Raw genomic sequence first — 11660 nt, forward strand, 5'->3', positions numbered from 1 at the left:
GTCCCCGGTCGACCGTTCCGATGGACCGCCTCGGAGCTTCCTAAGACGTCAGCTGCCCGTCACCGCCCGGCGGATCTGCTCGATCGGGACCTTCGGGGTCCGGTCCGCGTGGAGCAGGCCGTTCGTCTCCTGCATCGTGTCCGTCAGCTGCGTCCAGCACGACCCTGCCAGGAACGTGCTCGCCCGCACCCCGTCGTAGAGCGCCGTGATCCGCGCGACCCAGTCGTCCCCGTCGACCGCCGCCGTGTAGCCCCAGCCCTCGGTGCGCCGGCCGGCGGCCTGGTACCGGACGCCGCCGAACTCGGTGAGCATCACCGGCTGGCCGCGGTCGACGGCACCACCGACGAACTGGGGGTGTCCGGACGGGGCGAGGCCCTCGAGCGCGCGGGTGCGTGCCGCGTCGTCGCGGTAGGTGTCCGCGAGCACGGCGCCGTCGCCCTCGTAGTCGTGGATCGTCACGACGTCGGTGTCCTGCTGCTCCCAGCCGTCGTTCCCGATCACCGGCCGGGACGGGTCGAGGGCCCGGGTGAGGTCGACGAGCGCCCGCGCGTAGGCCTGCTGGGCGGGGTCCGAGACGACGTGCTGGATGCCCCACGACTCGTTGAACGGGACCCAGGTGACGATCGACGGGTGCGAGGCGTCCCGCTCGACGGCGGCGGTCCACTCCGCGGTGAGTCGACGCACGGCCGTGGGGGAGAACTCGTACGCCGCGGGGGCCTCGCCCCAGACCATGAGGCCGAGGCGGTCGGCCCAGTAGAGGAACCGCGGGTCCTCGATCTTCTGGTGCATGCGCGCGGCGTTGAAGCCGAGGGCCTTGATGAGCTCGACCTCCTGCCGGTGTGCGAGCGGGTGCGGTGCGGCCAGGTGCGACTCCGGCCAGAAGGCCTGGTCGAGCACGCTGCGCACCGGGTAGGGCTGCCGGTTGAGCAGGAACCGGCCACCGCCGACGCCGACGCTGCGCATGCCGAGGTAGCTGGCGACGACGTCGAGCACGGCGCCGGACGCGTCGACCAGGGTGAGGACGGCGTCGACGAGCCGCGGGGTCTCCGGCGACCACGTCAGCTCGTCCTCGGCCTGGCCGTTGCGCTGCCGTGCGACCGGCACGGTGACCTCGAGGGTCGGACGGCTGGCGGTGGCGTCCCACTCGGTCGTGCCGAGGTCCTCGTCGCGCTCGTCGAAACGGAGGGCGACCCGGAGCCGGGCACCGGCGGGCACCCGGCCGCGGAAGCGGACCGACAGCGCCGTCGACGCGGGGGAGGCGGGGGTCCACCGGAGTGCGTCGATCGCGGTGGTGGGCACGGCCTCCAGCCAGACCGGCTGCCAGATGCCCGTGGTCCGGCGGTACCAGATCGCGTGTGCCTCCTCGTGCCAGTCCTGCTTGCCACGGGGTTGCGTGACGTCGTCGGGGTCGTCCTCGGCGCGGACGACCAGCAGGTGGCCGGCCCCGTCGGGGGTCTCGGCGAGCAGGGCCGTGACGTCGAACGTGAACGGGGTGTGCCCGCCCTCGTGCTCGCCGACGAACCGGCCGTCGATCCAGACCCGGGCGCGATGGTCGACCGCGCCGAAGTGCAGCAGGACGCGGGGCCGGTCGGCGCCGTGGCCGGCCTGCACGAGCTCGTCGTGGCCGATCGTCCGGCTGTACCAGACGACCGGGTGGAACCCGGGGTCGCCGATGCCGGACGCCGCCGACTCGGGCGGGAAGGGCACGGTGATGCTGCGCGGCGAGGGGACCCCGGCGGCCCACCCGGCATCGGCACCGGCGTCCTCGTCGTCGTGCCGGAACGACCAGGGCCCGCTGAGGTCGACCCAGTCGCGGCGGACCACCTGCGGCCGGGGGTACCGGCCGTCCTGCCGGCTGGCGAGGGGGACGGCGGCGACGTCGACGGAGGACGCGGGGGCGACGATGCTCATGCTCCGGCAATTTACAGCGCTGTAAACAGATCGTCAACGCTACGGTGGGCGCGTGGGCCGGGTCACGCTGCAGGACGTCGCGGAGCACGCCGGCGTCTCGATGAAGACCGTGTCGAACGTCGTCCGTGGCTACCGGCACGTCAGCGACGCCATGCGGGCCCGGGTGCAGACGTCGGTCGACGCGCTCGGCTACCGACCGAACGTGACGGGGCGGAGCCTGGCCACCGGCCGCACGAACATGCTCGCGTTCGCGTTCCCCGACCTGCGTCGGCCGTACTTCGCCGAGCTCGCGCACGTGTTCTCCGAGGTGTGCGCCGCGCGGGGGTACCAGCTGCTGCTCGAGGAGACCGCCGGGGCGCCGGGCGGCGAGCTGTCCGCCGTCCGCGGGCGCGAGGCGGGGGTCGTCGACGGGGTCGTCATCCACCCGCAGGTGCTCACGCCCACCGAGATCGACCACGCACGGGGCGACACCGCGGTCGTGTTCCTCGGCGAGGACGTCCGGCCGGACGGCGCGGACCTCGTCGCGATCGACAACGTGCGGGCCGCGGCCGAGGCCGTCGCGCACCTCGCGGCCCTCGGACGGCGCCGGATCGGGTTCCTCGGCCACGAGGTGGGTGAACAGTCCCGCACCTCGGCCTTCCGGACGGAGGGGTACCGCGACGGTCTGTCCGAGGCCGGCCTGCCGGTCGACCCGTCGCTCATGGTCGCGCGTGCGGTCGGCGACGCCCGCGGGGCGGAGGAGGCCTTCGGCCGTGCCCTCGACGACGGACTCCGGATCGACGGGCTGCTCTGCCGCGACGACCTCGCCGCCGTCGGGGCCCTGCGGGCGATGCGCCTGCGGGGGCTCGAGGCGCCGCGCGACGTGGCGGTGGTCGGGTGGGACGCCATCGGGCTGGCCGCCAGCCTGGTGCCGAGCCTGACCTCGGTCGCGCCGGACACGGTCGCGCTCGCCGAGGCCGCGCTCGACCGGCTGCAGGAGCGCATCGAGGGACGCCCGGGCGAGGGACGGGCGGTGACGGTCGGCCACCGGCTGCTGGTGGGGGAGAGCGCGCCCTACCCGGACGGCTCGGTCGACTGATCCCCGCGGACCGTCGTCGGGCCGCCGTGCCGGGAGGACGCCTCCGAGGCCTCCCGTCGGACTCGGCGCCGGGCCTCCCGGATGCTCGCGCGCTGCAGTCGCATCGTCGGCCACCCCGCCGCCCGCGCGTGTGCGGCGAGCCCCTGGTCCGGGTTGACGACCACGGGGTTCCCGACGAGGGACAGCAGGGGGATGTCGTGGCGGGAGTCCGAGTACGCCCAGCAGTGCGCGGGGTCCGCGCCGGTCCGGGCCAGGAGCGCACGCGCGGCGACCGCCTTGTGCTCCCCGTGCAGGAACGCCCCGTCGAGGCGGCCCGTGTAGGCGCCGTCCTCCACCTCGAACACGCTGCCCAGGGCGCCGGTCAGCCCGAGGCTGCGTGCGATCACCTCGGCCAGGAACGTCGGTGTCGCCGTGACGAGCCACACCTGGTGGCCCTTCGCGAGGTGCTCGCGGGCGAGGGCAGCGGTCTCGGGCCACACGGACGGCTCGGTGTGGCGGGCCCAGACGTCGTCGGACAGCGCCGCCATGTCGGCGACCGTGATGCCGGTGATCACCTCGAGTCCACGGGTCTGCGCGGCGGCCAGGTGCCGGTCGTTCTCGCCGCGGACCTTGAAGCGGGCGTGCTTCCAGCCGGCGCTGACGATGTCGCGCAGGGTGATGAGGCGGGCGGCGCGGAGTCCGCGCACGAGGTGGAACGCGCTCGCACCGTGGACGAGGGTGTTGTCCACGTCGAAGAACGCGAGGACCGGGGTGCCCGCCTGCTCGTCCGCCACCGGACCAGGGTAGGCGACGGGGCTGCGGGCCGCGACCGGCGGTCGGCCGGGCGGGCGGGACGGGCTGCCGGCCGGGCTGGCTGCCGGTCGGGGCGGCTGCCGGGCGGGACGGGCTGCCGGCTCGGTCTGCGACGTTCCGCGTGTCGATCGACGCGCGGCATGTCGCTCGGTGCGCACGCACCCGGTACGCGCGCATCGTCCGACATCGCACGTGTCGATCGACGCGTGCGATGTCGCACCACGTGCCGCCGCCGCGGGACCGCAGCACGTGCCGCCGCCGCGGGACCGCAGCCGCGCAGCAGCCGCCGTCACCGCTCCCCGGGGTGCACGCTCCCGAGCAGCTCGACCAGGGCGCTCCGCAGCGACCCGGGCAGCCCGACGGTCTCGAGCTCGGCGATCCGGTCGGCGCGGGGTGCGTCGCGGTCGACGACCTCCCACGCGGTGAGCTTCTCCGCGTTGCCCGCCTGGGCACCCTCGAGGAGCTCCCGTGCGGCGTCGCGGGCGTCCACACCGATCGCGGGCGCCCCCGCGAGGGTCAGGACCGCGCCGGCGTCCGTCGCGACGTCCAGGTCGACCGAGAACCGGTCGGCCGACACCGCGTCGACCTCCTGCCCGGCCGCGGGCGCCCCGAGGAACGTGACGCGCCACCGACGCCGGGCCGGCACGCTGCCGAGGTCGCCCTCGGCCGGGTCGATCCGGAACACGGCGGCGTCGTGGTCCCACGTGAGCGTGGTCCGGCACACGCCGCCGTCCGGCTCCGTACCGGTGCCGGTGCCGGTCCCGGTCCCGGTGCCGGTGCTGGTGCCGGTCTGCTCCTCCCGGTCCTCCACGAGCGTGAACGTGCCCGAGGCACCCGGGGCGACGAGCACCTCGAGCGCGGCGGGGTTCACCGTCGCGTCCGACTCGTCCGGCGCCGCGAGCGGCAGGATCCCGCCCGCACGCAGCAGCACGGGGATCGTGCCGAGCCCGCGGTGCAGGTCGACGAACCGGTCGCCCGCGTACGTCGTGCCCGTGAAGACGTCCGTCCACGTGCCCGGCGGCAGCCAGGCCCGCGCCCGGCCCCGCAGCGTCACCGGGTCGCGCGGTTCGACGATCGGGGCCACGAGCAGCTCCGACCCGAAGGCGTACTCGTTCGGCACCCGGTACGCCTCGTCGCGGTGCGGCTCGAGGTGGTACACCGGCCGGACGAGTGCGGTGCCCGCGGCCGCTCGGTGGTTCATGGTGTGCAGGTACGGCACGAGCCGGTGGCGGAAGCGCAGGGCCTCGCCCATCGCGGCCCGGGGCTCGGCCGGGAACAGCCACGGCTCCTTGCGGATGAACGGGTTGTTCGCGGAGTGCAGCCGCATGATCGGCGAGAAGACCCCGAACTGCACCCAGCGGGTGGCGAGCTCGTCGTCGCGCACTCCGCGGGTGTGGCCGCCGATGTCATGGCTCCACCAGGGGTACCCGACGTTCGCGGCGGTCGCGGTGAACTCGGGTTGGAACGCGAGGGAGGCCCACGAGACGACGGCGTCCCCGGAGAACCCGACCGCGTACCGGTGGCTGCCAGGACCCGCGTACCGCGAGAAGGTCATGCCGGCCCCGCCGTCGCGCGCCGAGTCGAGCAGGTGGAAGTGGTTGAGCACCCAGAGCGGGTCGACACCGGGCATGCCGGAGGTGCGGCCCTGCTGCCAGTCGATCCACCAGAAGTCGACGCCCTGCTCCTCGAGCGGCCGGTGCAGGTGCTCGAAGTACGCGCGGAGGAAGACCGGGTCGGTGGGGTCGAACGCGACCGTCTGCTCGGTGTCGGGATCGATGCCGGTCGCGGTCGCCATCGCCGGGTAGGCGTCCTCGAAGGCCCGCACGCCGTCGGCCGGGTGCAGGTTGAGCGTGGTCCGCATGCCGCGCCGGTGCAGCTCGGCCAGGAAGGCGGGCGGGTCGGAGAAGAGCGACGGCTCCCACGAGTACCCGGTCCAGCCGTTGCCGAAGCGCGGCGGCACGGAGTCGACGCGGTGCCAGTCCATGTCGACGACCGCGACCGAGAAGGGCAGGCGCTCCTCGGCGAACCGGTCGAGGAGCGCCGTGTACGACTCGTCCGAGTACGGGTGGTAGCGGCTCCACCAGTTCCCGAGCGCCCACCGGGGCAGCCGCGTCGGTGGTCCCGACACCGCGTGGAACGCCCGGAGGGCCTCGTCGTAGTCGCGGCCGTACGCGAACACCTGCACGTCGCGGCGGCCCGGCACGCGGCTGCCCACCCACCCGTCGTCCTCGAACAGGAACGAGTCGCTGTCGTCGAGCGCGACGATCCCGTCGCGCGCCAGGACACCGGACTCGAGCGGCATCCGCCCGTCCACGTCGTCGAGCGTCCTGCCGGTGCCGCCGAGGTCACGCGGCTCCTGGCCCCAGCGCCACCGGTTCGCGTCCGCTCCCGAGGTCTCGACCACCAGCCCGGTCGCCGAGAACGGCCGGCCGTCGTACCGGAGGGTGGCCCTATCCGTGGTCACCTCGACCCCGTCGCCCCGCCGCACGACGGTGTACTCGGGCACCGGCAGGCGCCGTCGTACCGCGAAGGTCGAGGCGCGGTCCTCGAAACCGCCGTCGTCGCTCCACTCGATGCGGAAGAGCCCGTCGCACAGCACGGTGATCCGCCAGTGGTCGCCCTGCACGACGGCGTCGCCGTCGGCGACCGGGTCGGAGCCCGGGAAGGGACGGATGGTGGGCAGGGGGCCGTCGGTGGGGGAGTGCACGTCGGTTCGGTCCTGTCTCGGCCGTTCCGGCCGGTGTCGGTACGGGAGGCTCGGGTCAGCTCTTGACGGCGCCCTGCGTCACGCCGCTGATCACCCAGCGCTGCGCGAACAGGTAGACGACGATCGTCGGAGCCATCGCCATGAGGTACGAGGCGAACGCCACGTTGTAGTTCGTGCCGAACTGGCTCTGGAAGATGTTCTGCACGACGGGCAGCGTCTGCAGCCCGGGGTCCGCGGTGATGAGCGACGGCATCATGAAGTCGTTCCACGAGGCGAGGAACGCGAAGATGCCGACGGTCGCGTTCATCGGGCCGAGCAACGGCAGGATGACGCGCCAGAAGATCTGCCACGTCGAGGCACCGTCGATGCGTGCGCTCTCCTCGAGCTCGACCGGGATCGAGCGCAGGAACGCCGAGTAGAGCAGCACGCTGAACGACAGTTGGAACATGGCGTGCAGGATCGCGACGCCGACCGGGCTGTCGAGCGAGATCATCGCGGTGAGCTTGATCTGCGGCAGGGCGACCACCGGGAACGGCAGGAACATCGCCGCGAGCAGGTAGACGAAGGACCAGCGGAAGAAGCGGCGGTGCCAGTTCCGCACGATCGCGTACGAGGCGAGCGAGCTGAGGAGCAGCGTCGCGACGACGGTGAGGGCGGCGACGCCGAGCGAGACCGAGAACGACACCGGGAAGCGGGTGAGCGTCCACGCCTCGGCGAAGCTGGCGGGGTTGAACGGGAACGGCAGGGACAGCGCGTTGCCGTCGACGGCCTGTGCGCTCGTCTTGAACGCCATGGCGACGGTGACGTAGAGCGGGACCAGGACGGTGAGGGACGCGATCGCCAGGACGATCGTCAGCGGGACGTCGGCGCGACCGAGCCGGCGTCGGCGGGGCTGATCGGGCGTGGTGCGTGCGGCGGCGGTCGCTGGGGACCGGGTGTCGATGGCGCTCATGCGAGTCGGAGGTTCCTTCCGCGGGTCACTGCGAGCTGCAGGACCGAGATGAGGACGGTGATGACGAAGAAGACGGTCGCGTTGGCCATCTGGTAGGCGTAGTCGCCGCTCGTGAAGCCCGTGAAGATGGTCATCGCGACGCTGCTCGTCGCCGAGCCCGGTCCGCCGTTCGTCAATCCGACGATCACGTCGTAGGCGCCGAGGTAGCCCTTCACGCCGAGCACCGTGTTGATGACGATGAAGCCGCCGATCAGGGGCAGCGTGATCGACCGGAGCTGCTTCCACGCGCCGGCGCCGTCGAGCGAGCTCGCCTCGTAGACGTCCGTCGGGATGGAGGTCAGTCCCGCCGTGTAGACGAGCAGCGCACCCGGGATCGTCTGCCAGGCCGAGACGATGACGATCGCGAGCCAGGCGAGGTCCGGGTCGCCGAGGATGCTCTGCTCCAGCGGGCCGAAGCCGACCGAGGTCGCCAGGGCCGGCAGGGTGTTCGAGAACAGGAAGTTGAAGACGTAGGCGACGATGATGCCGGAGACGACCATCGGGATGACGAACACGGCGCGGAGCCCGCTCGCGAACCGCACGCGCTTCGTCAGCGCGATGGCCAGTGCCAGGGCGATCACCTGCGTGACGATCACCGTCACCACGGCGAAGCCGAGGGTGAAGCCGTACGAGCCGAGGATCGCCGGGTCCGACACGAGCGCGCGGTAGTTCTCGAGTCCGAGGAAGTGCCACTGCCCGAAGCCGAGGTAGTCGGTGAAGCTGTAGAAGACGCCGACGCACGCGGGGGCGACGACGAACGCCGTGAACAGCACGAGGGCGGGCACGAGGAAGAGGTAGTAGACGCCCTCGGTGCGGCGCAGCGAGCCGACGCGTCGGTGCACGCGGGACGCGACGGTTGCGGGTCCGGGACGGGGTCCACCGGTGTCCGGTGTGCCGGGGGTCAGCGGGGTCTGGACGGTCATGAGCGCTCCTGGGGTCCTGGTCGGCGGTGCCGGGGTCGCGGCGGTCAGACCGTCGCCGAGCGGCCGGCGAGGCGTCGCCAGTCGGTGTCGAGCCGCCGCAGCATCGACTCGAAGTCGCCGCTGCGGATCGCCGTCTGCAGGTAGTTGCCGAGGGGGATGGAGGTGGGGATGAAGGTGCCGGCGCCCTGGTAGAAGTCGCCGCTGTCGACGTACTGCTGCAGGCCGGCCACGCGCTCGTCGGTCTGGGGAGCCGCGTCCTCGGTCGTCGCGAACGCGAGGTTGTCGAGGTTGTAGGCGTTGATCACGTCGGGCTGCATGAGGAACTCGACGAGCTCCCGGGCCTCGTCGAGGTGCGTCGTGGTCGTGGGGATCCAGAGCCCGAGGTCGATGTTGACGCGTGCCTGCCGGTCGTCGGGGTCGTCGGACACGGGGAGCGCGAAGGTCCCGACGGGTAGGTCCGGGTCGACGAGCGCGATCTGGCTGAGCGCCCACGGCCCCTGCAGGTACATCGCGACCTTGCCCTGTCCGAACGCCAGGTTGCCGTCGGCGTAGGAGCGGGTCGCGTGGTCCGGGTTGAAGAACGTCGAGATCGTCTTCGCGCGCTCCATCGGCACGGCGAAGTCGCGCTCGAAGGAGACCTCGGCGTCGGGTCCGACGTCCGTGCCGAGCGCCTTCATCTTGCGGAAGAACGTCCCGGTGTCGACCAGGCTGCCCACCGAGTAGTCGAACAGGCCCTGCCACAGCGTCCAGGTGTCGCGGTCGGTCGCGTACACGGGGGTGACGTCCGTCTTCGAGAGTGCCGTGCAGACGTCGACGAACTCGCTCCAGGTCGTCGGGACCGGGAGGTCCTGCTCGGCGAAGATCCGCTTGTTGTAGATGACGCCGGCGGCGGCGAGCGAGAAGGGCAGGACGCTGGTGCGGTCCTCGAAGGTGGCGTACTGGTTCGTCAGGCCGTCGATGCTCTTCCGGACCCTTGCCGCCGAGGGCAGGTCGCCGAGGTCGCGGAGCACGCCGCGCTCGATGTAGCGGGCGAGCTCGAGGTTGTCGTTGAAGCAGCCGACGTCGGCCGGTTCGCCGCGGACGAACTGCGGCGCGATGGCGGTCGTGCTGTCGTGGACGACCCGGAGGCCGCGGTGCTCCCGCTCGAACCGCCGGAGGAGGTCGTCGAAGTACGCGATGACCTCCTGCTTCTGCTCGTAGAAGCGCAGCGTCGTCCCGCCCGCCGCCGCGGTGCCCGAGGACGGCGCCGAACAGCCGGTGAGCGCCAGCGCGCCGAGGCCGATCCCGCCCGCGGCGCCCGTGAGGAACCCGCGGCGGCTGAGCGCCGCACGTGCCGTCGTCCTGCTGGTGACCATCGTTGCTCCCTCTCGCGCTCCGTCGCGCTCGCTCTGTTTTACAGCGCTGTAAACTCAAAGTCAACGGAACGACGAGCAGTGCTCACCCGCACGAGGGCCCTCAGGCGTAGCGGCGTGCGGCGCGCAGTGCGTGCTCGGTGTACGAGCCGCCGAACAGGAACACGTGCAGCAGCAGCGGCGCGAGCTGGTGGAGCTCGACGCGCTCCTGCCAGCCGTCCGCCAACCGCGACTCGGCGTCGTACCCGGCGATGACCGTCTCGAGCCGGGGGAGCCCGAACAACGCCAGCAGCGCGAGGTCGGTCTCGGCGTGCCCGCCGTGCGGCGTCGCGTCGATGAGCACGGCACCGGTCGGCTCCGAGGCGTCCGTCGGCCACAGCACGTTCCCCGCCCAGAGGTCGCCGTGGATCCGCGCCGGTGCGTCACCGACGAGCGCGGGCTGCGGCGAGCCGAGGGTGCCGTCCTCGAGTCGGTCGGCCACGCGGTCGAACACGGCGGCCTCGGCGGCGTCGAAGCCACCGCGGTCGACGATGCGCTGCACGAAGTCCCGGATGCGGTACTCGGCGAAGAACGCACCCCAGGTCGGCGGTGCGTCAGCGGCGCTCGTGAACGGCGTCCGCGACCGGCCCATGCGCAGGCCCCCGCGCGTCGGGAACCCGGGTGACGGCGCACCCCAGTGGGCGGCACCGGCCGCGTGGGTCCGTGCGAGTGACCGACCGAAGCGCTCGGCCTGCGCCTTCGTCGGGCTGCCGTCCCGGATCTGCTCGAGGTGGAGCACGGTCGGCTCCGGGTGGTCGAGGACGCGGGCGATCCGGGTGCCGCCGGTCTCCTCGGCCTCGGCGAGCCAGGCCAGTCCGGCGGCCTCGGCGGTCGCCTCGTCGGGGTCGCGGAACGTCTTCACGTGGATCTCGGGCACGTGCCCATCCTGCCGACGGCGCTCGTCGGGCGTTCAGGCTCCCCGGCCGGCGGCGTGCACGACCAGGGCGAGCTGCACCCGGTTGTCGACGCCGAACTTCTCGTACACGTGCCCGACGTGCGTCTTCACGGTCGCCAGGGTCACGAACAGGTCGGCGGCGATCTGTGCGTTCGAGGCGCCGGCGGCCACGGCGAGCGCGACCTCGGTCTCACGTTCGGTCAGGGTCGCCAGGAGTCGCCGTTCGTGCGCACCGTCGGTCGGGGTCGCACCGGCGCCCGGCCCGGAGCCGTTCCCGGCGGCGACCGCGATCACCCGGTCGAGCACGGACGGCGACAGGATCGACCGGCCGGCGGCCACGGCCCGGACCGCCTCGACGAGCTCGTGCGGTGGCGTGTCCTTGAGCAGGAACCCGCGGGCTCCCCGGTGCAGGGCGCCGAGCACCAGCTCGTCGTCCTGGAACGTGGTCAGCACCAGCACGGCGAGCTCCGGACGCCTCCGGAGTTCCCGCTCGGTCGCGACCAGGCCGTCGCACCGGGGCATGCGGATGTCCATCAGCACGACGTCCGGTGCCACCGCGGCGATGACGTCCTCGGCCTCCAGCCCGTCGCCGGCCTCGCCCACGACCTCGATGCCGTCGCCCCCGCTCAGGAGCAGTCGGAGACCGGCCCGGACGAGGTGGTCGTCGTCGACCAGGACGACGCGCACGGGGGCGGTCACGCCGTCCACGGGAGCACCGCCTCGACGACGTGCGTGCCGGATGCGTCGCGACCGGCGGAGAAGGACCCGCCGAGGAGCCTCGCCCGCTCGGCCAGCCCGCGCAGGCCGTGCCCCGCCCGAGCCGCGCCGGACGTCGCCGTGTCCTGCTCGGCACGGTGCGCCGTCGGGTTCGTCACCCGGACCCGGAGCGCCGGCCCGCGCACGACGTCCACCGCGACGGTGACCGGCTGCCCGGCCGCGTGCCGCCGGGCGTTGGTCAGGCCCTCCAGAGCG

9 protein-coding genes and 1 pseudogene are annotated in these 11660 nt (G+C 73.1%); 1 reads left to right on the plus strand and 9 read right to left on the minus strand.

Annotation, left to right across the window (positions count from 1 at the left end):
• Positions 1 to 48: 48 nt before the first annotated feature.
• Entirely contained in the window at positions 49 to 1911 is a 1863-nt protein-coding gene (locus tag H7A69_RS12470; protein WP_182047305.1) for a glycoside hydrolase family 2 protein, read from the minus strand.
• Positions 1912 to 1963: 52 nt separating this feature from the next.
• On the opposite strand from H7A69_RS12470, the gene H7A69_RS12475 reads away from it, so the two are divergent.
• Entirely contained in the window at positions 1964 to 2989 is a 1026-nt protein-coding gene (locus H7A69_RS12475; protein ID WP_083264051.1) for a LacI family DNA-binding transcriptional regulator, read from the plus strand.
• Here H7A69_RS12475 and H7A69_RS12480 read toward each other — a convergent pair.
• The 8 genes and pseudogenes from H7A69_RS12480 to H7A69_RS12515 all read right to left on the minus strand — a co-directional run.
• Positions 2965 to 3762 carry an HAD family hydrolase gene (locus H7A69_RS12480; protein WP_182047306.1) on the minus strand — a complete coding sequence of 266 codons (798 nt, stop codon included), beginning with the start codon at positions 3760 to 3762 and terminating at the stop codon, positions 2965 to 2967. The genes H7A69_RS12475 and H7A69_RS12480 overlap by 25 nt on opposite strands.
• Before the next feature lie 308 nt (positions 3763 to 4070).
• On the minus strand, positions 4071 to 6488 hold the full coding sequence (locus H7A69_RS12485) for a glycoside hydrolase family 31 protein (protein WP_259346214.1): 2418 nt from the start codon (positions 6486 to 6488) through the stop codon (positions 4071 to 4073).
• A 55-nt stretch (positions 6489 to 6543) separates the two neighbouring features.
• Positions 6544 to 7440 carry a carbohydrate ABC transporter permease gene (locus H7A69_RS12490; RefSeq protein ID WP_182047307.1) on the minus strand — a complete coding sequence of 299 codons (897 nt, stop codon included), beginning with the start codon at positions 7438 to 7440 and terminating at the stop codon, positions 6544 to 6546.
• Complete coding sequence (locus H7A69_RS12495) at positions 7437 to 8402, minus strand: carbohydrate ABC transporter permease (RefSeq protein WP_083264053.1); 966 nt, start codon at positions 8400 to 8402, stop codon at positions 7437 to 7439. Before H7A69_RS12495 ends, H7A69_RS12490 begins: the two co-directional genes overlap by 4 nt.
• 44 nt (positions 8403 to 8446) lie before the next feature.
• Positions 8447 to 9757: an ABC transporter substrate-binding protein gene (locus tag H7A69_RS12500; protein ID WP_182047308.1), complete on the minus strand. Its 1311-nt coding sequence runs from the start codon at positions 9755 to 9757 to the stop codon at positions 8447 to 8449.
• A gap of 100 nt (positions 9758 to 9857) precedes the next feature.
• Positions 9858 to 10670 (minus strand): fructosamine kinase family protein, encoded by an 813-nt coding sequence (locus H7A69_RS12505; protein ID WP_259346215.1) that lies wholly within the window; start codon positions 10668 to 10670, stop codon positions 9858 to 9860.
• Positions 10671 to 10703: 33 nt separating this feature from the next.
• Positions 10704 to 11396 (minus strand): response regulator transcription factor, encoded by a 693-nt coding sequence (locus H7A69_RS12510; protein ID WP_182047309.1) that lies wholly within the window; start codon positions 11394 to 11396, stop codon positions 10704 to 10706.
• A pseudogene (locus tag H7A69_RS12515) lies at positions 11384 to 11660 on the minus strand (two-component sensor histidine kinase); the annotation flags it as partial. The gene H7A69_RS12510 and the pseudogene H7A69_RS12515, both read right to left, overlap by 13 nt.

Source organism: Curtobacterium sp. ME26, assembly GCF_903970945.1.
Classification (GTDB): Bacteria; Actinomycetota; Actinomycetes; order Actinomycetales; family Microbacteriaceae; genus Curtobacterium; species Curtobacterium citri.